The sequence below is a fragment of the Rufibacter immobilis genome (assembly GCF_003721565.1).
Taxonomy (GTDB): domain Bacteria; phylum Bacteroidota; class Bacteroidia; order Cytophagales; family Hymenobacteraceae; genus Nibribacter; species Nibribacter immobilis.
This window is the reverse complement of the sequence record NZ_RJJE01000017.1, coordinates 492,591-516,471: the sequence shown is the minus strand read 5'-3', so window position 1 is coordinate 516,471 and position 23,881 is coordinate 492,591. Positions and strand designations below refer to the sequence as shown.

At 50.2% G+C, this 23,881-nt stretch carries 14 protein-coding genes; 9 read left to right on the top strand and 5 right to left on the bottom strand.

What is annotated here, in order from left to right; translation table 11 throughout:
• The first annotated feature begins 162 nt into the window (after window positions 1-162).
• The 8 genes from EFA69_RS14930 (at window position 163) to EFA69_RS14900 (ending at window position 11,927) form a co-directional block, all read left to right on the top strand.
• Window positions 163-939: a hypothetical protein gene (locus EFA69_RS14930; protein ID WP_123133896.1), complete on the top strand. Its 777-nt coding sequence runs from the start codon at window positions 163-165 to the stop codon at window positions 937-939.
• Between the two features lie 293 nt (window positions 940-1,232).
• Window positions 1,233-1,679, top strand: coding sequence for an NAD(+)--rifampin ADP-ribosyltransferase (gene arr, locus EFA69_RS14925; RefSeq protein ID WP_123134860.1), 447 nt, complete (start codon window positions 1,233-1,235; stop codon window positions 1,677-1,679).
• Window positions 1,680-1,828: 149 nt separating this feature from the next.
• Entirely contained in the window at window positions 1,829-2,041 is a 213-nt protein-coding gene (locus EFA69_RS20145; protein ID WP_148041372.1) for a hypothetical protein, read from the top strand.
• A 782-nt stretch (window positions 2,042-2,823) separates the two neighbouring features.
• Window positions 2,824-4,722, top strand: a complete 1,899-nt coding sequence (locus tag EFA69_RS14920; protein WP_123133895.1) for a glycoside hydrolase family 13 protein — start codon at window positions 2,824-2,826, stop codon at window positions 4,720-4,722.
• Between the two features lie 190 nt (window positions 4,723-4,912).
• Window positions 4,913-5,575 (top strand): beta-phosphoglucomutase, encoded by a 663-nt coding sequence (gene pgmB, locus EFA69_RS14915; protein ID WP_123133894.1) that lies wholly within the window; start codon window positions 4,913-4,915, stop codon window positions 5,573-5,575.
• A gap of 313 nt (window positions 5,576-5,888) precedes the next feature.
• Window positions 5,889-8,207 (top strand): glycoside hydrolase family 65 protein, encoded by a 2,319-nt coding sequence (locus EFA69_RS14910; RefSeq protein ID WP_123133893.1) that lies wholly within the window; start codon window positions 5,889-5,891, stop codon window positions 8,205-8,207.
• 504 nt (window positions 8,208-8,711) lie between these two features.
• On the top strand, window positions 8,712-10,475 hold the full coding sequence (locus EFA69_RS14905) for an alpha-amylase family glycosyl hydrolase (RefSeq protein ID WP_123134859.1): 1,764 nt from the start codon (window positions 8,712-8,714) through the stop codon (window positions 10,473-10,475).
• A gap of 126 nt (window positions 10,476-10,601) precedes the next feature.
• Window positions 10,602-11,927, top strand: coding sequence for an MFS transporter (locus tag EFA69_RS14900; protein WP_245964595.1), 1,326 nt, complete (start codon window positions 10,602-10,604; stop codon window positions 11,925-11,927).
• A 371-nt stretch (window positions 11,928-12,298) separates the two neighbouring features.
• On the opposite strand, the gene EFA69_RS14895 is transcribed toward EFA69_RS14900, so the two are convergent.
• The 5 genes from EFA69_RS14895 to EFA69_RS14875 all read right to left on the bottom strand — a co-directional run bounded on the left by EFA69_RS14895 (window position 12,299) and on the right by EFA69_RS14875 (window position 22,305).
• Window positions 12,299-14,506: a glycoside hydrolase family 97 protein gene (locus EFA69_RS14895; protein ID WP_123133892.1), complete on the bottom strand. Its 2,208-nt coding sequence runs from the start codon at window positions 14,504-14,506 to the stop codon at window positions 12,299-12,301.
• A gap of 217 nt (window positions 14,507-14,723) precedes the next feature.
• Window positions 14,724-16,292: an alpha-amylase family glycosyl hydrolase gene (locus EFA69_RS14890; RefSeq protein ID WP_123133891.1), complete on the bottom strand. Its 1,569-nt coding sequence runs from the start codon at window positions 16,290-16,292 to the stop codon at window positions 14,724-14,726.
• Window positions 16,293-16,453: 161 nt separating this feature from the next.
• On the bottom strand, window positions 16,454-17,596 hold the full coding sequence (locus tag EFA69_RS14885; RefSeq protein WP_148041371.1) for a SusE domain-containing protein: 1,143 nt from the start codon (window positions 17,594-17,596) through the stop codon (window positions 16,454-16,456).
• 72 nt (window positions 17,597-17,668) lie between these two features.
• Complete coding sequence (locus tag EFA69_RS14880) at window positions 17,669-19,261, bottom strand: RagB/SusD family nutrient uptake outer membrane protein (protein ID WP_123133889.1); 1,593 nt, start codon at window positions 19,259-19,261, stop codon at window positions 17,669-17,671.
• Window positions 19,262-19,278: 17 nt separating this feature from the next.
• Window positions 19,279-22,305, bottom strand: a complete 3,027-nt coding sequence (locus EFA69_RS14875; protein WP_183906805.1) for a SusC/RagA family TonB-linked outer membrane protein — start codon at window positions 22,303-22,305, stop codon at window positions 19,279-19,281.
• A 341-nt stretch (window positions 22,306-22,646) separates the two neighbouring features.
• On the opposite strand from EFA69_RS14875, the gene EFA69_RS14870 reads away from it, so the two are divergent.
• Complete coding sequence (locus EFA69_RS14870; protein WP_123133887.1) at window positions 22,647-23,693, top strand: LacI family DNA-binding transcriptional regulator; 1,047 nt, start codon at window positions 22,647-22,649, stop codon at window positions 23,691-23,693.
• Window positions 23,694-23,881: the final 188 nt, after the last annotated feature.

The window sequence follows — 23,881 nt, the reverse complement described above, 5'->3', positions numbered from 1 at the left end:
TACCTAATAGAAGTATAACTGTGTGGTTAATTTTTTACCTTAAAGGTATAAACGCAAAGATTGCTTCATAAGATTAGCTGTTCAAATATTATAGATTACTATTTCATATATAAAAAAGGTATAAATATAGCCGTTCAAAATAATTATAAAAAATACCATTACATGAAATTTATATTCTTAGTCCTTGCATTACTGGTCACTTCATCAGGCTACAGCCAAAACCATATATGGTTGATTGGAACAGTCCATCAAGAGAAAAACTATATAAATACAGATAGCTTAACGGCTGCCTTAAGCAGAATAAAACCTGATTTAATATTAATGGAACTTGAAGACAAGCATTTCACAAAAGACTTTAAGTTCAATACAGAAAAGTACCCATTGGAAGACTTTCTTGTAGGCATTGAGAATATTGCTATTTATAAATACCAACAACAATATGGCACTCAGCTCCGGCCATTTGACATAAATGGAAGACATGAATTCTACCAGAAAGAAAACTACCAAGAACGGGAGAACAAGATGTTCAGCGAAATGCTGAACATCTACAAAAACAACAAGTTATCTGAAAGCTGTAAAGTTGATTTTGAAATCTTGCTTTCTGCCTTGAGCAGTTACTCTGAACTCCATTTCAGTTCTTTGAGAGAATCAAATTCTGATGTGGCAACTAAATTCCTTGCGCTAAAGAATAAAATCAATTTTGAGCTCATGCTTTCAATTATCAAGAGAACCGAAGGATTGAAAAATTGGCTAAATTTTGCTGAACTCAGAATGGAGTACTGGAACAGAAGAAACCGCGCCATGGCCAATAATATAATTAAATACGCTAACGAGTTTAAAGGGAAGAGTATAGTAGTGCTAGTTGGCAACGATCATAAATATGCACTACTTGAATTGCTTAAAAACCATAATCTTGAAGTAAAAAACTATTATGATTAAAAAGAGACCATGGATTAACGGAGCAGTATAATTTATTTTAAAACCTACAGCAATAAATTAATGAGCAATAGTTTGTGGTAGTCATAAGGAATTTACCGTTATGACACCATTATCCATTACCACAGAACTGGGAGCATTTGAATAGCCTACCGACTCTATAGATTGAGCTGAGCAATTCACAAAGAATCAAGTATATGATACTGCACATGGGGAAACTAATGGATGAAGATAGTGAACACATTCAAAAGAATACTATTACACCTAAACCAATAATTAGGCAATAAACTATGACCATGAGCACACACGGAAACGAGGAAAAAAACCAAACCACTCCCCTCCACCCAGGTTCTGAGCGGTATTTCCATGGCACCAAAGCCAACCTTAAGCCGGGCGACTTGATCACTCCAGGGTTTCACTCAAACTACGGACAGAGGAAGAAGGCAGCTTTTGTCTACTTCGCCGCTACTCTGGACGCAGCCATTTGGGGAGCCGAACTGGCTCTCGGTGATACTCCCGGCAGAATCTATCTGGTAGAACCCACCGGCCCTTTTGAAGACGATCCCAACCTGACAGACAAGAAATTCCCGGGCAATCCCACCAAGTCTTACCGCACCCGAGACGCACTGCGGGTGGCGGGAGAAGTTACCGACTGGCAGGGGCACTCTCCAGAGCAACTCAAGACCATGAAGGACAACCTGGAGCGCCTGAAGGAGCGTGGCATTGAGGCGATTGAGGATTGACGGTCCCCTCACTCCACTCTTCCATAGAAGACGCCTACGCGTCTGGCCTTTCGGAGATAGGCACTTCCCTACCCTTGCCCAAGATTTCCGTACAAATAAAAAAGGCTTCCGCTTAAAAGAGGCCCAGCACCATCCTAACCAAAACAACTATGAAAAAGAATTGCATTGCAATATGGGCAGCCGCAGCTATGCTTACCAGCTCCCTGGCCGCCTGCGGAGACAGCAAACCCGCTGAAACGACCGGCACCACTAACACCGAAGACATGGTAGACGGCGCTGACGGCGGCTTAGACTCCCTGGATCTCCCCGCCGACACTACCTCCGGAACCTCCCCCGACTCGGCCAACAGCGTGACCTTATAGGAATAATTTACCTCTAAGCTCTGCTGGTCCCGTAGAAACGCGCAAGCATCTTCCAGGGACCGCTCTCTTATAATTGGCTTTCATAAGCCTTCTTTCTGCATCTACCCGAAGCGTGCGTTTAGCGCCTGTTTTTGAAAAACAGGTGCTAAACGCACGCTTCAGTTTACAGCAACACATTAGCCAGCTACATCTACTGTCATTGCCTGGTCTTGTACTGTGGTGTATAAACCTTAAATCTCTCCACTGCCTATACAGGCTGCGGCACGTAACTCAACAGCCGCCCGCGGTGGTCAATCTTCTATTATTTAAGGTATAAAAGGCTTAGTAAGGACATTTCCCCTGAAGTCAATTCGTAATTTGGCATTTTCAAAAGAAGGAAATCGATTTCTTAATTAAAAATGCTTAGATTTACCACCGTCAAATTACCATATTAACAATTGACGCGGTGGAGACGCTAAGACAGACACGGGCGCAGGAAGAATCACTCTCTCTGAGACATAATCTCAGCGGCACCATGCTGTCCTGGAGTTGCTGGGTATCAGGCAAAACCGCTTCCACAGCGCCGAACATCGATTTCCTAACGTCTCCGGCCCCAGGAAAACCCAAATCGGTACTTAGAACTTACAGACGAGACAATACCAAGGTGGGGATGACGGCAATGGGCAAGCGCTGTGTTTGGCGTTTAGCGACCTTTTTTCCAGAATCTGGCTTAAACCAGCTCAATGTAGTTTTGGCAATCGATACAGCGCTCCGTCTTCATCTGAACTAGAAAATTAAACGCAATGAGGAAAAGACATATCCAAAGACTTGTCTCTAATTTATTCCTTCTCCTGGTGTTGGTGCTGCTGGCCTTCACGGGGCGGGCCCAGCAGAAAGCCGCCATCACCCGCGTAGATCCAACCTTCTGGTGGGTGGGCATGAAAGACCAGAACCTGCAACTATTGGTGTACGGTCCCAACGCCGGCACCTTTACCTATACCATTGACTACGCGGGCGTGACGCTGGTGAAGACGCATACAGTGGAGAACCCCAACTATGCATTTCTGGACCTCACCCTCGCGCCCCAGACTAAACCCGGTTCTTTCACCCTCACGGGCCGCAAGGGCAAGCAGAAACTCACCCGCCAGTACCAGCTCAAAGCCCGTACCCCTGAGCCCAAAGCACAAGGTGTCACCGCTGCTGATTTCATCTACCTGGTACTGCCCGACCGCTTCGCGAACGCCGACCCCAAGAATGATGCTTTCAAGAACATGGCCGACACCCAGGCTGACCGCAGCAATCCGTTCCTACGCCACGGCGGCGACCTGAAGGGCATTCAGAACCACTTGGGCTATTTTGAGGAACTGGGCGCCACAGCGCTCTGGCTGAACCCCATCATTGAAAATGACCAACCGCTCACGGAGGAAGGCGGCACCCAGCGCAGTGCCTACCACGGCTACGCCTTCACCGACCATTACCAGGTGGACCGCCGCCTGGGCGGAAATGACGCGTATAAAAAACTCATCCATGCGGCGCACGCCCGCGGCATGAAAGTGGTGCAGGATGCGGTGTACAACCACGTGGGCAGCAACCACTGGTTTATCAAAGACCTGCCTTCTAAAGACTGGCTGAACCAATGGCCCGCCTACACCAACACCTCGCATAAATTTCAGCCTACCATAGACCCGCACGCCGCCCAGGCAGACTATGAAGTGCTCCGGAAAGGTTGGTTTGTGCCGCACATGCCAGATCTGAACCAAAACAACCCCTTCGTGGCCAACTATCTCATTCAGCACGCGTTGTGGACGGTGGAGCACTTTGGGGTAGATGCTTGGCGCATTGACACGTACCTTTACAATGAAGACGCGTTCATGAACCGCTGCAACCAGGCGCTGCTCAACGAGTACCCTAACCTGCACATCTTCGGGGAGTCTTGGGTGAACAACGTGGTGGCGCAGGCGCGCTTTGTGCAGAATACCATCAACTTCCCGTTCAAGAGCAACCAGCCCGGCACCTTAGACTTTGTTTTGTTCAATGCCATCAATGACGCGCTCAATCAGAACTTCGGGTGGGACGAAGGCGTGAGCAAAATTCACCAGACCCTGGCGCAGGACGCCGTGTACCAAGACCCCATGAAGCTGGTCACGTTCCTGGACAACCATGACATGAACCGCTATTTCTCGGTCATCGGTGAGGACCTGAACAAGTACAAAATGGGTATGACCTGGCTCCTCACGCAGCGCGGAATCCCCTCACTCTACTACGGCACCGAGATTCTGATGAAGAACTTCAAAGACCCGTCAGACGCCGAGGTGCGCAAAGATTTCCCCGGCGGTTTTGCCGGTGACAAGCAAAACAAATTCACCGCCGCCGGCCGTACCGAGCGCGAGAACGAGGCCTTCAACTTTGTAAAGAAACTGGCCCAGTACCGCAAGAACACCCCCGCCCTGCACAGCGGCAAGCTCACGCAGTTTGTGCCGCAGGAGGGTATCTACGTCTATTTCCGCCATGATGAAAAGAAAACCGTGATGGTGGCCACCAACAGCACAGACAAAGAAGCCGAACTGAAAACCGAACGTTATAAGGAGCGCCTGCAAGGGTTCAGCAAAGCCAGAAACGTACTTACAGACCAGAACCTGAACACCCTGACCACCATTAAAATACCCGCCAAAACGGCGCTGGTGCTGGAGCTTCAGCCGTAGGCGGCTTATGAAAAACAGAGCAACCTGGTTTGGCGCCGATTCCGGAAAAAGAGCCGCTAAACGGAAATTCGAACCAGCATAGCCCAGAGAGAATTAGAACGAACGGGTTTAGAGGCTCTTTTTCAGAAAAAAGCCCTAAACCAGAAAAGAAGAAAGCCCTTGAGCGGGCGAAGACATAAAACAAAATACAATGCGTACCATTAAAGCCTGCCTTTTTGATTTAGACGGAGTGCTGGTAGACACGGCGGTTTACCATTTTAAAGCCTGGCGCCGCCTGGCCCAGACCCTGGGGATTGACTTCACCGAACACGACAACGAGCGCCTCAAGGGCGTGAGCCGCGTGCGTTCCCTGGAAATCATTCTGGAGATTGGCGGCCAAACGCTGCCGCAGGAACAGATGCTGGCCCTCTGCGAACAGAAAAACACCGAGTACCTGCTGGATGTAGCCCAAATGACCCCGGAGGAGATTCTGCCCGGCGTGGTGGGCTTCCTCAAAGCCCTCAAAACCGAAGGCATCAAAATCGCCCTGGGTTCGGCCAGCAAAAACGCCCAACTCATTCTGGAGCGCACCCAGCTCCTGCCCTACTTTGACGCCATCATTGACGGCCGACACGTGACCAACGGCAAACCAGACCCGGAGGTGTTTCTCAAAGGCGCCGAAGCCCTGGGAGTTACACCCCAGGAATGCGTTGTATTTGAAGATGCCGTAGCCGGGGTAGAAGCCGCCAAAAACGGAGACATGCTGTGCGTGGGCGTAGGCCAACCAGAAGTACTCATCCAGGCAGATGTGGTGGTAAAGGATCTGACCGAAATGTCGGTGGCGCGCCTGAGAGAACTAGAGCAAAAAGCATAAAGCGTTTTTGGCCCGTTTTTCCGAAAACAAGCCAAAAACGGAAAGAGAAACGTTCCGGCAGGTCCGTCCCCCTTTGAAGGGGGTTGGGGGATGACCAAGCCAGACGAAGAACCGAATGCCTTAGCTAAGGGCAGAACCGAGTGATTCTCGGGAATGCTACACTCTGCACGAGTAATCATCCCCCTACCCCCTTCAAAGGGGGACGAAAAAGCAAAACCGCGTTTAGCGCCTGTTTTTCCAAAAACAGACCAAAAACAAAAATATAGATTAAAACCATCTTGATACGTGTGTCCTTGATACTTGATACCAACCTATGAAACAATACCTGACCGTTGATGAGTGGTCTATCATTGAAGAAGGCTTCCATCCTGACTATAACCAGATTACCGAGAGCGTTTTCAGCCTGGGCAACGGCCGTATGGGCCAGCGCGCCAATTTTGAGGAGACTTTCTCCGGCGAAACCCTGCAGGGCAATTACGTGGCGGGCGTATATTACCCAGACAAAACCCGCGTGGGCTGGTGGAAAAACGGCTACCCAGAATACTTCGCCAAGGTCTTAAACGCCGCCAACTGGATAGGCATTGACGTGCAGCTGGACGGGGAAACCTTAGACCTGAACCTGTGCGAAGTCTCCGATTTCCGGCGGGAGCTGAACATGCGCGAAGGCTGGCTGGAGCGCCGCTTCACCGCCACCCTGCCCAGCGGCAAACAAGTGCGCGTGGAAGCCAAACGGTTCACCAGCATCGTGGACGATGAAGTGGGTGCCATCAAGTACAGTGTGACCCCGCTCAATTTCAGCGGCACGCTCACCCTCACCCCTTACGTGGACGCCGACATCATGAACGCCGACTCCAACTATGACGAGAAGTTCTGGACCGAGGTCTTGCAGGAAGCCCAGCCCACCGAAGGCTACGTAATTGCCGAGACAAAGAAGACCTTCTTCCACGTGTGCACCGGCCAGAAGTTTGTGGTCACACAGAACGGGCAGGAAATAGCCGTGAACGCCAGCCCAACGGAGCGCACCAAATACATCGCCTCCCGCTTTGAGGTGGCCGTGCAGCAAGGCCAGGAGACCGTGCTGTACAAGTACGCCGCCAACCTTTCCTCAGAAAACCACCCCAAAGAAGACTTGCTCACCAACACCAAGAAAGTGATTTCGGCGGCGGCCGAAAAAGGGTTTGAGCAGCTCTTGCGGGAACAAGCCGCTGCCTGGGCCGCCAAATGGGAAGAAAGCGACATCATGATTGAGGGCGATGCGGCGGCGCAGCAGGGCATTCGGTTCAATATTTTCCAACTGAACCAGACCTACACCGGCGAAGACGAGCGCCTGAACATCGGCCCGAAGGGCTTTACCGGCGAGAAATACGGCGGCACGACTTATTGGGACACCGAAGCCTACTGCCTGCCCTTCTACCTGGCCACCGCCGATCCGCAGGTAGCCCGTAACCTTTTGATTTACCGTTACAAGCACCTGCCAAAAGCCATTGAGAACGCTGAGAAACTTGGCTTTACCGGTGGCGCAGCGCTGTACCCCATGGTGACCATCAACGGCGAGGAGTGCCACAACGAGTGGGAAATCACGTTTGAGGAAATCCACCGCAACGGCGCCATCGCGCACGCCATCCATGACTACATCCGCTACACCGGCGATGATTCTTATCTAGCGGAATACGGTGTAGAGGTTTTAGTGGGCATTTCCCGGTTCTGGGCGCAGCGCGTGAACTGGTCATCGGCTAAAAACCAGTACGTGATGCTGGGCGTGACCGGCCCCAACGAGTACGAGAACAACGTCAACAACAACTGGTACACTTCCACCATTGCCACCTGGACGCTGGAATACACTCTAAAAGCCCTCCAGCACGTGCAGGAAACTGAGCCCGCCCGCTACGCGGAACTGGTTTCCAAACTGAACCTGAACGAGGAAAAAGAACCCGCACAGTGGCAGCACGTGATTGACCACATGTACTACCCCGTGGATGAAGAACTAGGAATTTTTCTACAGCAAGACGGTTTCCTGGACAAAGAACAGACCCTGGTAAAAGACCTGCCAGCATCTGACCGACCCTTGAACCAGAAATGGTCTTGGGACCGCATCTTACGCTCGGTGTTCATCAAGCAGGCCGATGTGCTGCAAGGCATCTACCTCTTCGAGGACCGCTATGACCTGGAGACCATCCGGCGGAATTATGACTTCTATGAGCCGCGTACGGTGCATGAGTCGTCGCTGTCGCCGTGCGTGCACGCCATTCTGGCCGCCAAGCTAGGCGATGAGGAACGTGCCTACGAGTTCTACCTGCGCACCGCCCGCCTGGACCTGGACGACTATAACAACGACACCGAAGACGGATGCCACATCACCAGCATGGCCGGCACCTGGATGAGCGTGGTGCAGGGCTTCGGGGGCATGCGCGTGCGCGATAACCAACTGCATTTCAATCCGTTCATCCCCGCCGGTTGGAGTTCATATTCCTTCAAGATTCGGTTCAGAGGTCACTTGCTCAACATCAAAGTAACCAAAGACAACGTGCAGATTGAGAACCAATCGGCGCAGCCGCTGACCTTGCAGGTGTTTGACCAGGCCCAGACCATTGACGCCCACAGCAAAGCGGAAATTGCGCACCAATTAGCGTAAACCTCTGCTTTAGGCGGTAAATCCTGGTTTCCTTTTTTGGCCTGTTTTTCAGAAAACAGGCCAAAAAAGGAAACCAGAAAATGGTTACTTTTCCCTCTATGGCGGGAAAGTAACTTCCATGACTAAAGATGGACTGTATATGAAAGTCACGGAAGTAACTTCCGTGCCATAGTTCTGTTTTTGGGCTACTTTCAGGAAAACAGGCCAAAAACAGAAGTTTAATCTGGCGCGAGACTAAAGTCTCGTGACAAGGGGTGATGCGAGTCTCTAGACTCGCCGGGAACCACCAGTTGAAACCAAGGAGTCTGGAGACTCCATTCATCCCAAGGCACGAGTCATGAGACTCGCGCCAGTAGAAAAGGAAATCTGCTACCGATACCAACAATGACTCAGACCAACCGTTCTTTTCTGTCTTTCCTGCTGCTGGCGGCGCTGGCGGGTGCGTGTAAAACCACGGCACCCACGGCCACCAAGGCACCGGAAAATAAAACCTCGGCCCCCGTTATGGAAACACCCACCCCGCCCGTTGACCCCAACACCACCCAGGAGGAAGTGCAGGACCACAAGCTGGTCATTTTCCAGATCATGACGCGCCTGTTCGGGAATAAGAAGACGCTGAACAAAACTTATGGCACGGTGCAGGAAAACGGCGTGGGCAAGTTCAATGACATCACCGAGGTGGCCCTGCAGGAAATCAAAAAGCTGGGCGCCACGCACGTGTGGTACACCGGCGTGCTGGAACACGCCCTCATGACCGACTATACCAAGCACGGCATTCCGTTAGACGATGCCGATGTGGTGAAAGGACGCGCGGGCTCGCCATACGCCATCAAAGACTACTATGACGTGAACCCAGACCTGGCCGTGAATGTGGATAAGCGCCGGCAGGAATTTGAAGCTTTAGTAGAACGCACCCACCATAACGGTCTGAAAGTCATCATTGACTTCGTCCCCAACCACGTGGCCAGAAAGTACAGTTCAGACGCTAAACCGGCCGGGGTGGAAGATTTCGGGGCGAAGGATGACACCACGGTTCCGTTCAAACCCGGCAATAACTTCTATTACCTGCCGGGCCAGCCATTGCAGATTCCGGCGGCGTACAACCCCTTGAGCGCGGCTTTCAAAGGTCCGCAGGAAGACGGTAAGTTTAATGAGAATCCGGCCAAGGCCTCGGGCAACGATGTGTTCAGCGCCAGCCCCAGTGTGGACGATTGGTTTGAGACCGTGAAACTGAACTACGGAGTAGATTACCAGAACAACCGCAGCAAACACTTCTCGCCTACTCCAAACACCTGGCTCAAAATGCGCGACATTCTGCTCTTCTGGGCAGGCAAAGGCGTGGACGGTTTCCGGTGCGACATGGCCGAGATGGTGCCCGTGGAGTTCTGGGCCTGGGTCATTCCGCAGGTGAAGGCCCAACACCCAGACCTCAAGTTCATCGCTGAAATTTACAACCCTAAGGAGTACCGCAATTACCTAACCACCGGCGGCTTTGACTACCTCTATGACAAAGTAGGCCTCTATGACGGCGTGCGCCGATTGATGGAGAACCGTGGTCAGGGCAACACTGCTGACATCACCAAAGTATGGCGCGAAGAAAGCCGGGGCATCTCTAACCACATGCTGCGCTTCCTGGAGAACCATGATGAGCAGCGCATTGCCTCTGAGCAGTTTGCCGGTACGCCGTGGGCCGCCGTGCCTGCTATGACCGTGAGCACCACCCTGGGCAGCGGCCCCGTGATGGTGTATTTTGGGCAGGAAGTAGGCGAACCCGGTAAAGGCCACGAAGGCTTTCAGGGCGAAGACGGCCGCACCACCATCTTTGACTATTGGGGCGTTCCCGCCCACCAGGCTTGGATGAACGGCGGCAAATTTGACGGCGGCAAACTCACCGAAGACCAACTGCGCCTCCGCGAGTTCTACACCAAACTCCTGAACCTAAGCACCAACCGCGAAGCCATCCGGAAAGGCAAATTTTATGCCCTTACTGCAGAAGCGGGTACAGCACCGGCTGGAGTCTATGCGTATCTTCGGCATACAGAAAAGGAACAAGTGCTGGTGCTGGTCAACTTTAACCGCGAAGCCGCCAACTACGGGCTTTCCTTACCGGCATCGGCGCTGGCCGCCGTGGGCGCCGATGCTAAAGGCTCGTTCATTCTACAGGATTTACTCTTTGACACGCCGCCGTTGTTCTTGCAGCCTGGCGTGAAGACCAGCATCACGTTGGCACCAATGAGTGCGCATATTTTCCTGTTGCAGAAGAAATAATACAAGAGCAGAATCAAGCAGAAAAGCGTAATTTCACTTACTACCCATTTCCGTTTAGGGGCCGTTTTTCGGAAAAGAGCTCCTAAACGGAAACCAAAATAAAACCTACACCCAAACAAATTGCCCATGGCACAAACAATACAGGCGCAAGCCAAACCACGCCTGAGTTTCTGGCAGATCTGGAACATGAACTTCGGGTTTCTGGGGATTCAGTTCGGGTTTGCGCTGCAGAACGCCAACGTGAGCCGCATTTTTGAAACACTTGGCGGAACCGAAATCGCGCTTTACTGGCTGGCCGCCCCCGCCACCGGCTTGCTGGTGCAACCCATCATCGGATATTTATCTGACCGCACTTGGTCCCCTACTTTTGGCCGCAGAAAGCCTTATTTCATGATCGGGGCCATCCTCGCCTCTATCTCCCTGCTCATCATGCCCAACTCCTCGGTGCTCTGGATGGCGGTAGGTATGCTCTGGATCATGGACTCTTCCATCAACGTTTCCATGGAGCCTTTCCGGGCGCTGGTAGGTGATCTGTTACCGTCAAGCCAACGCACTGCGGGTTTTGCGTTCCAGACCTTCTTCATTGGCATTGGCGCAGTGGTGGCCTCGGCCCTGCCCTGGATCTTGAACAACTGGTTTGGCGTGGCCAACACGGCTCCGGCGGGCGAGATTCCGCCTTCGGTGAAGTGGGCGTTTTACTGCGGCGGTCTGGTTTTCTTTTTGGCCGTGCTCTGGACCGTGCTCAAGACGAAGGAATATCCGCCGGAGGATATGGCCGCTTTTGAAGCCGAGAAAAACCAGACCACGTTCCTGACTGGCGTGAAAGAAACGTTCTTCGGGATTTTCCAGATGCCGAAGACCATGTTACAACTGGCGGCCGTGCAGTTCTTCACCTGGTTTGCGCTCTACGCCATGTGGATTTTCACCACCCCTGCCCTCACCAGTCACGTGTACGGCACCTCAGACACCACCTCCAAACTCTACAACGAGGGCGCCGACTGGGTAGGCATCTGTTTTGCCGTTTACAACGGGGTGTCTGCCATCTTCGCGTTGCTGCTCCCCAAAATTGCGAAGGCCACCAGCCGCCGCATGACGCACCTGATCTGCTTGGTGATTGGCGGCTTGGGCCTGATTTCGATTTACTTTATCCAGGACCCCAAGATGCTGCTGGTCTCCATGGTGGGCGTAGGAATTGCCTGGGCCAGTATCTTGTCCATGCCTTACGCTATTCTGGCGGGTTCGCTTCCTGCCAACAAAATGGGCTACTACATGGGCGTGTTCAATTTCTTCATCGTGATTCCGCAGCTCATTGCCGGGGGCGTTCTGGATAGCATCAACAAACACTTCTTCAACGGTGAGTCTATCTACACCCTGGTTCTGGCGGGTTGTTCCCTCTTGCTGGCGGGTTTCTTAACGCTGGTGGTAAGGGACGTGGATGAGCAGGAAGCGTAACCTTAGATCATTCTGAAAACAGCAACGCCCGAGGGAGTCCCTCGGGCGTTGCTGTTTAGGAGCCGTTTTTGGAAAAAGAGGCCCTAAACAGAAAGGTACATTTGCACGCATTCCGTCCCCCTTTGAAGGGGGTAGGGGGATGACAAAGGCAGTAGAAGAAACGTGAGATTTCATTAAACGAAATGAAAAGTAGATTCTCGGGAATGCGTAATTCTGCAAAAAGTTAACTCAGCACGCGTAATCATCCCCCTACCCCCTTCAAAGGGGGACGGAATGCGTAAAGAGGTCACATTCTGCAGCGCACATCTGTAACAAAAAAGCCCCGCCGCATTTCTGCGACGGGGCTTTTTTGTTACTGGATTAAATGAAAGCTACAGTTTAGGTAAGCCTTTGGTTTTGTCTTTGGTGGCTAGCTCAAAGCTGATGGCGTATCCGCCGCCCGGGGCTACGAACTGAGACAGTTTGGACTTATTGGTTACTACTACCTTCTTAATGGTATAAGCCTGCGAATTGGTTTTATAATGCGCATCCTTGGCATCTGCGTAAATGGTGGCGATGTAGGTTTTGCCTTTGTCCAGAAAATCGAGCTTGATGTTGGAGGTGCGGGCGTTGTCTCCGCCTACGCTGCCCAGGAACCACTGGCCGGTGCCTTTGGCTTTGCGGGCTACGGTCACATATTCGCCGGGTTCGGCCTCCAGGTACTTGCTGTCGTCCCAATCTACGGCTACGTCTTTGATGAACTGGAACGCATCCATGAATCGCTCATAGTTCTCTGGCAAATCGGCGGCCATTTGCAGCGGGCTGTACAGGGTCAGGTACAGGGCCAATTGGTTAGCCAGCGTGCTGTTCACGTGAGAGCCGTTGTCGGGGTTCAGCTTGCTCAGATCCATCTCGAAGATACCGGGCGTATAGTCCATCGGGCCACCAATCAGGCGGGTGAAGGGCAACACCGTCACGTGGTTCGGCTTAGAACCCCCGAATGACTGATACTCCGTGCCGCGCGCAGATTCGTTCCCGATGAGGTTAGGATACGTGCGGGCGATACCGGTCGGGCGAACGGCTTCGTGGGCATTGACCATGATCTTGTATTCGGCGGCTTTCTCCAGGGCGTACTGGTAGTGGTTCACAATCCACTGGCTGTAGTGGTTCTCGCCGCGCGGCAGAATGTCGCCCACGTAGCCACTTTTCACGGCGTCATAGCCGTTGTCTTTCATGAACTGATAGGCTTTGTCCAGGTGGCGCTCATAATTGCGCACCGAGCTGGAGGTCTCATGATGCATGATCATTTTCACGCCTTTGGACTTGGCGTAGTCTCTGATCTCCTGCACATTGAAATCTGGGTACGGCGTCACGAAATCAAACACGTAATCTTTGGAGTTCCCGAACCAGTCTTCCCAGCCCTGGTTCCAACCTTCCACCAGCACCCCGTCAAAACCGTGCTTAGCCGCAAAATCAATGTAGCGCTTCACGTTGGCGTTGTTGGCCCCGTGCTTGCCGTGCGGCTTGGCCTTGGTGTAATCTGTGATGCCCAGCTGAATGGTGGGATAATCATTGGTATAAGACCAGGTGCTCTTGCCGGTGATCATTTCCCACCAGACGCCCACGTATTTGGTAGGCTTAATCCAGGAGGCGGCGTCTTTGATCTTGTTGGGTTCGTTGAGGTTGTAAGTCATCTTAGAGGCCAGAATGTCGCGGGCGTCATCGCTCACCAGCACGGTGCGCCAGGGCGTGGTACACGGCGCTTGCATGTAGCCTTTGTCGCCCACGGCATCGGGCGTGAGCCAGGACTCAAACACCATGTTCTTGTCGTCCAGGTTCAGGTGCATGACCGGGTAATTGATGAGCGCCGCCTCGTGCAGGTTAATGTACAGGCCGTCTTTGGATTTCATCATGAGCGAGGTCTGCACGCCGGTGGGCGAAAAAGGTGTCTGGGAGATGTTGGCGGTCACCGCTTTGGCCATGATGCCTCTGATCTCCGACAGTTTGGACGTGGTGTAATCGTATTCCTGCGTGTCATAGTCGCCCGCAATCCAGTAGGCGGTGTGGTCACCGGCCATGGCAAATTGCGTCCGCTCCTCCTTGATCACGAAGTAGGTCAGGTTCTTCTGGGTAGGGAACTCGTAGCGGAAGCCCAGGCCATCGTCAAACAGCCGGAAACGGATCACCATCTGGCGGTTGGTCTGTTGCTGGTTCAGGGTCACTGCCAGTTCATTGTAGTGGTTCCGGATAGTTTTCACTTCGCCCCAAACGGGAGCCCAGGTCTCATCATAATTGGTAGTCTGGTTGCTGACCAAGGTAAAATTACTGTGCAGGGAACCTTGCAGGTTCACGTTCTTCTGCTCCATGTTGGCGTCTGAGCCACCGGAAGCTTCATCGCGCGGCTTGGTCTTCAGATCGAAACCCATCTTGCTGGGCTTGATCACCGGCTTGCCTTTGTAGGTGAGGCTGTAGCTGGGGGAGCCGTCCTGGAGCAGCGTAAATTTCATGACCAACTTTCCGTTCGGCGATTTTAAATCTTGGGCCTTGGCAAACCCCAGGCAACAGAGCAGCACGCCCGTCAACAATAAAATTTTCTTCATGGGTACTAGGTAAGGGTAAAGAATTTTATTTGGATTGGCAGCCATACCTGCGGCTCTACCGCTGCTGCCCTTGCTCCTGTTTAGGGGCTCTTTTTCCAAAAACAGCCTCTAAACAGGAAGAGATTTAAATAACACTCACTTATGGCGATTTGCGTTTTGGGCTCGATTTTGAAAAAACAGGCTCTAAACGGCAGCACACACACTTGCGCTTCTGGGTTTACTTCTTCAGGATCACGGTGCTGTAGCCCGGAATAGAAACAGCGCTTTTACTCACCTTGGCTCCTTTGTTCTTGAAGTAAATGTCATCATAGCCAGCCAGGTTCTGGGGCAGGTTCACCGTAAGAGTTTCTTTAGACAAGTTGTGCAGCACCAGCAGCGACTGTTGCTCATTTGCGCGCACAAACGCCGAGAGGCCTTTGGTATTCAGGTTCAGTGGCTCCAGTTCACCGTAGGTTAGGGCCTGGCTGTTGTTGCGCAGCTGCAGGAACGTCTTGTAGTGATGGTACATAGAGTTCTTGTCCTTCATCTGCGCAGCCAATGGCTTTACCATGCCCTCGGCGTTGTATTTAGGCTGCATCCAAGTGGTGCGGTTCTTGTCTTTGGCTTTGGCATCCCACAGAAACGGCTCCCGGATGTTCTCATCGGGTTTCATACCTTTCATGCCTATTTCCTCCCCGTAATACAGATACGGCGAACCAGGTAAAGTCAAGAGCAGGGCCGTGGCCATTTTGGCTTTGTTCACGTCACCGTTCACGGCACTCATGATGCGGTTCTGGTCATGGTTGGTGAGGAAGGTAGCGTCTACGTACTCAGGGTTTACGTTCTGGTAGAAGTCTCTGATCTTTTTGTGGTTGGCCACCAGATCTCCGGCTTCTTCCTCATTCACGGCTTTGGTGATGGCGTAGCCCATGTCAAAGTTGAAGAGCGCAGGCAAGCCCTTCAGGTACGGGCCCACCACTTCGGCGGGAGCCCACACTTCCCCTACCAGATAAACGTCTTTGTTGACCTTCTTCATCTCATTGCGGAAGTACACCCACCAGTTGTGGTTATCCGTTGGCCGCTCATCGGGGAAAATGTGGCGGGCGGCATCTAACCGGAAACCGTCTACCCCCACTTCTGAAAACCAGAAACGTCCAATCTTGAAGACCTCCTCGCGCAGCTTAGGGCTGTCAAAGTTGAGGTCAGGCATGCCGCCGTAGAAGTAGCCGTAATACAGCCAATCACTGCCTTCTAACTTATGCCAATGCTGGGTATTGTCTGAATCAGCGCCCGTAGGTCTGCCCTCTTTTTGGGTCTGAGGATCGTTCTTGTGGGTCCAGACATAGTAGTCACGGTAAGGGCTGTTCTCATTTTTGGCGGCATCCAGGAACCAAGGGTGTTTGCTAGACGAGTGGTTGATCACCATGTCCATCACCACTTTGATGTTCCGCTTATGGGCCTCTTTAATGAATGCTTTAAAGTCCTCCAAAGTGCCGTAATCTGGGTGGATGCCGTAGTAATCGGTAACGTCATACTTATGGTAAGACGGCGAAGGGTTCATAGGCATTAGCCACACTGCCTCCACACCCAGGTTCTTGAGGTAATCCAACTTGGAGGTCATGCCTTTGATATCGCCAATCCCGTCCCCGTTTGAATCGGCGAAGGACTGAACAAAGATCTCATAGGTAACTCCCCGGGGCCATTGGCTGGCTTGGACAGATTGGGCTTGAACGTTGGGGATGGTTGCACCAGACAACAGGAGAAGAGCTCCTGCCATGATAGAGCGGAATGAATTGGGCTTTTTCATGAATTGTACTGTTGTTGAAGAAAATTACTTGGCCTTAAGGAGCCAAGGAGGATATTAAAAATAAACCCGGCACCAGAAGCACCGGGTTTATGTAAATGAATGATCGTGCTTCCTCTTTCAATGAACTCTCTTGTAGGAGGGAATCTTAAGAAACAGTTCTATTAGTTCTGAGGAATGAAGACGTAATCTAGAGTTAGGTCATTGAATACCAGCAAATATTTGCCAGGGGTTATCTTGAAATTAGGTCCACCTGCCTGGCCTTGGCCATAAAGTTTTTCCTGATTTCCTTCTTTCGCTCCCCAGTTGGTGCCCCAGCTGTTGTTTACTCTAATTTTTAACTCTGATTTGGCATTTGCATCGGCTTTCGCTGGTATGGTAACCGTAGTTCTCCAGATATGCGGGTTTACGGAGGTAGTGGTCATCAACTGGTCATTGTTTGGTGTGGCATCCCAGCCGTTGAACTCCCCTAACACTCCCATGACCGTATAAGATGGTTTTCCTGTAGCATCATATGGGGCAACGGTCAAGCTATTCTTTCTAATATCTAAGGTGATGGTATAATAACCCGCTGCTGGAATCAAGCCAGAGAAATTGGGAACATCTGCATCTCCTTCTGTTGGACGGAACCTGATGTTTACGCTCTTGTCAGTGTTCACCGTACCCATGCCCCATGCTGGTCCCCATTTGCCCAACTGGCCCAGAACCTTAAAGTCTGCTGACTTCAGATATCCGGTATAGGTGAATAGGAAGGCATCATCTGCACTACGGAACATTGGAGTAGCTTTGTTATTATCCCAGTCTCCTTCAGTAGCAGCGCCAACCAGATATAAAGTAGCGTAAGGAGGCTCTGCCAAATACGGAGTAACCGTGATACTAATAGGATCTGAATACACTGGTGCGGCGGCAGCTCCTACAGAAGCCATAACCCTTACCTGCATCTCCCCGGCCTTTTCACCTTCCATTTCAAGTGAGTTGGCAATATCATTCAACTCTCCAACTTTCACCGTTCTGAACTGAGCATTTTCTACTTCCACTTTTACTGGTGCCGTAAAGTCACCGCCCGCTTTGTCAAATTGGAGCGTATAACTTACCGCAGCGTTGTACCCAAACTCTGCTTTGGGCCAGTTGAACGTAACCGCGTCTTTGGCCTTGTCTGCCTCTAACAGTACCAGATTAGATTGGGTAGAGGAAAGAATAGGCGCCACCCCCTCCTGCATGATGATCCTGTCTTCGTCCTTATCACAAGACCAAAGCGTAAGTGATAAGCAGCAAAGCATTAACAGCTTGTTGTAAATTGCTTTCATAAAATTCTTTTTATGGCTTTTAGTTAGACCCTCGTCGGCAGCCAAATGTTGCCGACGAGGGTACCTTACATATTAATAACCTGGATTCTGCTTTAGATTAGGGTTGGCCGCTAAATCTGAGGCTGGAATTGGATACAACCTGCGGTAATCTGCCACTGCTCTTCCTGCTTCAACGCCCCCTTTCCAGGCCCAGAGGTAACTGGCAGATGTAAACCTCCCAAACCGGATTAGATCAGTACGACGGTGTCCTTCCCAATGAAGTTCTCTGGCTCTTTCATCCAGAATAAAATCTAAAGTAAGCTGAGCATCTGTAATGTTGCCGTTCACATTTCCGAAAGCTCTTTCTCTTAGCTGATTTACATATCCCAAAGCCATGGCTCTGTCTCCACCTGCACCATCTCTCAGAACAGCTTCAGCATACATCAGGTAAGCGTCTGCCAAACGGAAAAGCGGGTAATCAGTATCTGGGAAATTAAGCCCTGGGTCAGAACCAGGTTTACCGTCAGAGGTAACATTCGTGTATTTGTTCAAAGGATAGCCATTGGCGAAATTACTGATGGATTCGATCTCTTTGGTATGGCCTGCTGTATGGTAAATGGCACGGCTGTCAGCGGTAGAGAAAAGATCTATGATTTCTGGCGTAGTACGCAAACCACCCCAGCCGCCGTTCATACCATAATCTGCTGCATTATGCTCCGGTCCTAAAGAACCATGGATCAGGAATGTGGTACCTCCGTAAGATCTGGTTCTGTTCCCATCAAAAACCACTGGTAAGATTATTTCCTGAGGTGAAGCACCTTGTCTGGCAAACCTGTCATTATCTGCTTGAAATAAATTCTTGTATTGCGGCGCTAAAGAGAACCCGGCATCAATGACTTTCTTAGAATAAGTAACGGCATCTGTATTTCTATCCTGCCCAACGTAGACCTGAGCGTTTAGGTACAATTTTGCAAGAACCATCCAGGCAGCGGCCTTATCTGCGCGGGCGTATTCATTCTGCCGTGGGGCTACTAATTCAGCTTCCACCGCTTTCAACTCAGATTCAACAAAATTGAACAGCTCAGTGCGCGAAATCTGAGTTGGGTTGAAAAAGCCGACCTGATCTGCTTCTGTCACAAAAGGAACGTTACCATACAGATCAAGTGCATGCCAATAGGACATGGCTCTCAAGAAACGAACTTCAGCTCTGTATTTCTTCGCTTCCTCCAGGTTATTACCGGTAATCCCGTTTTCAGCCAGTTGAGCATCAGTAGTATTTCTTAAGAACTCATTGCACAGGGCGATTTGATAAAAAATACGATCATACATCATGCGCACCGCCTCAGTACCTGAATTCCAGTTCATATTATGTACTGGAAAAACATCACTCCAAGCAATGACCGCTTCATCTGTAGACAGTTCCTGAAGTGTCCAAAAGGCCCGAATGTAGTTTGATTTACCTTCATCAAAACCAGACAAGTCTGGAGCCCCGTCAGATTTCAATCCAGTTAAGGAATACCCGCCGTAAACCTTTGCCAATACTGGCTTATAGTTAGCGAAGTCTTTGTACAAACTGGCTGAAGTAACCTCATATTTTGGGGTAAGCTCCAGATCATCTGTACAGGAGGTAACCGCAAATGCGATTACTCCTGCCAGCACCATTTTCTTTAAAATATTTGTAGTCATTGGTTTCTTGTTAGATGTTAGAAATCAAGGTTAGCTCCTAAAGAGAACACACGCGATCTAGGATATAGATTATTATCAATACCACCGCCTACCTCTGGGTCTAACCCTTTGTAGTTAGTAATCACAAACACATTTTGCACGGTGGCAGATAAGCGAAGATTCACTTTTTCTCTGGCCACTTTCCCGAAGTTATACCCTAAGGAAATGTTATCCATGCGCAGGAAAGAGGCGTTCTGCACGTAGTAATCAGATAACAAACGTTGTTGTTCAGCACTTGAGCCTGTGAAGTTACTTTCTAACACATTTCTAGACATGTTGGTCAAGAAGTCTGTGCGGTTAATGTTTTGGTACGTGCCATTGTTTGAGAATACGTTATTGTAAACGTAGTTCCCTAGATTAGCACGTAAAACAAAGTTCAGATTGAAGTTCTTATAAGTAAGGTCATTGCTGAAGCCCAGGTAAACCGGAGCCATTGGCGATTTGTAACGGTACAGGTCATTCTGGTTGATGATTCCATCATTGTTCAAATCGGCGTACACTCCTTCAACCGGATTGCCTTGCTCATTGTACACCTGCTTGTATACATAGAAAGCGTATGGCGTATACCCCACGGTATGTACCTGAGCCGTGTTACCCGTTCCTCCAGAAATACCGCCTTGTGGGCTGCCTACGCTGTTCTCACTGTCTACGTTGGTTAAGCGGGTAATGGTAACATCTGTGTAAGTACCGTTCACCCCGAAATTCCAGTTAAGGTTCTCAGTTGAGATAGGATTGAAATTCAAGGTTACTTCCACCCCTTCAGATTCAAGGCTTCCCACGTTAGTGAAAAGGCTGTTAGATAAGTTAGAACCTGCTGCCGGTATAACAGTGCCTAACAGGTCTTCTGTTTCCTTTTTGTAATATTCTACTGTACCAGAGAATTTACCGTTGAAGAAACCAAAGTCTAAACCTAGGTTGTATTGTTTCGTCTCTTCCCATTTAATATCGCTAGCATAACCAGCTGGTCGTAAGGAATTATAAAATTGATCTCCAAACGGGTACATGGCAGTGTTCTCACTGAACGTATAACGGGCTAGGTAAGGATAATAAGAACCAATGTCCTGCTGGCCAGTAACACCATACCCTACTCTAAGTTTCAGGTCACTGATAGCTGAAACATTTTTCAGGAAACCTTCCTCATTGATTCTCCAGGCAAAAGCCAAAGCCGGGAAAGTACCCCATCTTGCATCTGGTGCGAATCTGGAAGACCCGTCTCTCCTAATGTTAGCCGTCAAAACATACTTGTCATTGAAAGTGTAGTTGATACGGCCGAAGAAACCAATCAAAGCATTTTCAACCTCATTAGGGAAAGGAGCAGGTTCAGATAATTGCACGTCACCTGCCTCATTGAAGGTGGCAAACGTAGGGCTATAGGTTCTGAATGACTGGTAAGAATAACCTGCCGTTACATCTACCCTGCTTTTTAGAGCCGTAATGTCTTTGGCGTAATTCAGGTAGAAATCTAACAGTTTGTTGTCTCTCTCCTGCTCATATTGGCTACGGCTACCACCGGTGGAATAGCCAGATGCCAAGGTTGGGGCAACCACAGTTCCTCCTTCACTTCTGGAAATATCATAACCAACGTTAAGGTTAGCGCGCAGTTCTGGGAGAAAATGGAATCGGTAATCTAATTGCAGGTTACCAATGCTTCGTTTAGCCTCTCCCTCATCACGTCTTTGCTCCAACATACTTAATGGGTTTCTGGGCGCTAACAGTTTTGGGCCATTTCCATCTGCCCATTCAAAATAACCGCCAAAACGAGTGTCATCAGAATAAACCGGCTGTGTGGGATCAAACGCTACGGCTGAACCAATGGCACCCTGGTCTGCAAAACGACTTTTAGAAAGGGAACCTCTCACGTTTAGATTAACCCGCAAGTGATCATCTAAAAAGCTTGGGTTAAGGTTTAAAGCGACAGAGCTTCTTTTAAGGTTACCTGTTTTGAGGGTTCCTTGCTGGTCTAAGTAACCAAGAGATACTCTGTAAGGTAAATCTTTAACAGATCCACTGAAAACCAAGTTATTATCAACACCAAAGGCTGTTCTGTAAATCTGATCCTGCCAATCCGTATCGGCGTTTCCTAAGAGAGCTTGTTGATCAGAACCTTTTTCTCTCATTACCGCGTCACGGAATTCACCAGCGGAAAGGACATCAACCTTATCTGTGATTTTGTAGATAGAACCCAGGGTGCTGAAATTAACTTTAAAACGCTCCCCTGCCTGACCTTTCTTTGTGGTGATAATGATTACCCCGTTAGAGGCACGTGAACCATAGATAGCGGCCGCCGAAGCATCTTTCAAAATGTTGAAAGACTCAATGTCATTGGGGTTAATAAGACTCAAAGGATTGGGTGAACCAGCAATAGTGCCGTTTTCTACAGGCACTCCATCAATCACAATAAGAGGATCATTGCTGGCCCCCAAAGAAGCTCCGCCCCTGATTCTGATGGTGCTTCCGGAACCAGGTGCCCCGCCATTATTCGTGATCTGCACCCCGGCCACTCTACCAGTCAGGTATTGCTCTGGGGTTGTTACCTGACCTCTGTTGAAGTTTTCCTCAGAGATGGTCGCTACAGACCCGGTTACGTCTTCGCGGCGCTGGGTACCATACCCCACTACCACTACTTCTTCCAAAGCCTTCGCATCTGTCTGCAGGTTAACGTTCACCGTTGACTGGCTCCCTACAGGTACCTCTTGGGTCACGTAACCAATATAGGAAACCACCAGGGTAGCGGCATTACCGGTGACAGGTAATGAGAAGCCACCGTTTGCATCTGTGGCTGTGGCGGTAGAGGTTCCTTTGAGCAAGACGGTTACCCCAATTAGAGGTGAACCGCCCTCGCCGGTTACTGTACCGGTCACGGTTCTTTGCTGCGCATAAGCGAAGCTGCTACCCAGGTACAGGAAGGCCAGTACCAGCGCCACGAACGTAGTAAGCTTCCTGTGTAGCCACTTGTCCTGCAGCTTGTCTACCGGCGGCAAATTAGTTAGTACTAAATCTGACATAAAGTGAGAATTAAGGTTGTTTGTTGATTCTACAGAAACCCGATTTTGAGCTAAATCACTGAGAGTCATTGCTAGAATGTCAAAAACCAGTCATTAGGAAATCGATTTCCTTAGCGATTTAGGAATTTTAAACCATATCTCAAAGGATTAAGGCGTACTTAAGGGTAAGTTTTTTTTCGAATTCATAAAAAAAGACTCCCTGCATTAGTTTCCCCTGAAAAAAAGACGGACAAAAGACCGGTTTATTAAGAGATGTTTAATTAGATTTGCTTTTGTAGCTATTATTTACCCCCATTACCTGCAAGCGGCGATCATCCCTTTCAGGAAATCGATGTTCCTCCATGTCTAGAACTACTATCCACGACATAGCCAAAGAGCTTAACACAAGCCCTTCCACTGTCTCGAAAGCCTTGAACGATCATCCCTCCATTAGTGCTGCCACGAAAGAGCTGATCAAGACCACCGCCCAAAACCTGAACTACCGCCAGAACCGCCTGGCATCCTCGCTCAGGTCTGGGCGCACCAATATCATAGGCATTCTTATTCCCAGCTCAGACATTGGTTTCTTTGGGGCGGTGGTGCACGGGATTGAGAAAATTGCCCGTAGCAGCGGCTACAACATTCTGCTGTTCCAGTCTAACGTAACCGGCGAATATGAAGTGGAAGGAGTGGAAACGCTGCTGCAAACCAGTGTTGACGGTATCATTGCCTCCATTGCCAAAGACACGCCCAACCTGGAGCACTTCATTGATGTGAAGAAGCGCAAGGTGCCGCTGGTACTTTTTGACCGGATCAAGGAAGAGCTCAACGCCCCCTCCGTGGTGGTAGACGACTATAAAGGTGCCTTTATGGCCACCGAGCACTTAATCCAGCAGGGATACTCCCGCATTGCCCACATCTCCGGCCCTCAGCACATCAAAATCTTCAATGACCGCCTCAGAGGGTATGTAGATGCCCTCAAAATGAACAACCTGCCTATTGATGAAGACCTGATTCAGTATGGCCGCAACTCCATTGAGTCTGGGAAGTTCAGCGCGGAGCGTCTCCTAGGCAGAACCAAGCATGTGGATGCCATCTTTGCGGTAGAGGATTTCACCGCGCTGGGCGCCTTGCAATATTTGAAGCAGATCGGGATCAGGATGCCCGGTCAGATTGGGATGATCGGGTTCGGGAATGAATCTTTCAGCCCTTATGTAACGCCCAGCCTCTCCACCATTGACCAGCAACCGGCGCGCATGGGCGAAGAAGCCTTCACCCTGTTTCTGGAAGCCATGGCCGAAAAAACGAATGGAGCAGCTTCTCCGGAGCTTAATGCTGAACCTAAAAAAATCGTACTGGACCCGGTGCTGGTGGTCAGGGAATCATCCGTTAGAACGCCGCAGGCATAAGTCAACAATTCATATAGCAGTGGTCCCGTTTAGGGGCCGTTTTTAGAAAAACGGCCCCTAAACGGGACCACTGCTTTTAAGACTACTGCGGGTCAACTATAACAGAAAATGCTCTAGCGCTTCCGTGGTAATGATATGCGTTTAGCGGCTCTTTTTTGAAAAACAGGCGCTAAACACCATGGGAAGGG

Bases quoted from the DNA above. Each gene is read 5' to 3' on its own strand.
- EFA69_RS14930 (WP_123133896.1), top strand. From the start codon at position 163: ATGAAATTTATATTCTTAGTCCTTGCATTACTGGTCACTTCATCAGGC.
- arr (WP_123134860.1), top strand. From the start codon at position 1,233: ATGAGCACACACGGAAACGAGGAAAAAAACCAAACCACTCCCCTCCAC.
- EFA69_RS20145 (WP_148041372.1), top strand. From the start codon at position 1,829: ATGAAAAAGAATTGCATTGCAATATGGGCAGCCGCAGCTATGCTTACC.
- EFA69_RS14920 (WP_123133895.1), top strand. From the start codon at position 2,824: ATGAGGAAAAGACATATCCAAAGACTTGTCTCTAATTTATTCCTTCTC.
- pgmB (WP_123133894.1), top strand. From the start codon at position 4,913: ATGCGTACCATTAAAGCCTGCCTTTTTGATTTAGACGGAGTGCTGGTA.
- EFA69_RS14910 (WP_123133893.1), top strand. From the start codon at position 5,889: ATGAAACAATACCTGACCGTTGATGAGTGGTCTATCATTGAAGAAGGC.
- EFA69_RS14905 (WP_123134859.1), top strand. From the start codon at position 8,712: ATGGAAACACCCACCCCGCCCGTTGACCCCAACACCACCCAGGAGGAA.
- EFA69_RS14900 (WP_245964595.1), top strand. From the start codon at position 10,602: ATGGCACAAACAATACAGGCGCAAGCCAAACCACGCCTGAGTTTCTGG.
- EFA69_RS14895 (WP_123133892.1), bottom strand. From the start codon at position 14,506: ATGAAGAAAATTTTATTGTTGACGGGCGTGCTGCTCTGTTGCCTGGGG.
- EFA69_RS14890 (WP_123133891.1), bottom strand. From the start codon at position 16,292: ATGAAAAAGCCCAATTCATTCCGCTCTATCATGGCAGGAGCTCTTCTC.
- EFA69_RS14885 (WP_148041371.1), bottom strand. From the start codon at position 17,596: ATGAAAGCAATTTACAACAAGCTGTTAATGCTTTGCTGCTTATCACTT.
- EFA69_RS14880 (WP_123133889.1), bottom strand. From the start codon at position 19,261: ATGACTACAAATATTTTAAAGAAAATGGTGCTGGCAGGAGTAATCGCA.
- EFA69_RS14875 (WP_183906805.1), bottom strand. From the start codon at position 22,305: ATGTCAGATTTAGTACTAACTAATTTGCCGCCGGTAGACAAGCTGCAG.
- EFA69_RS14870 (WP_123133887.1), top strand. From the start codon at position 22,647: ATGTCTAGAACTACTATCCACGACATAGCCAAAGAGCTTAACACAAGC.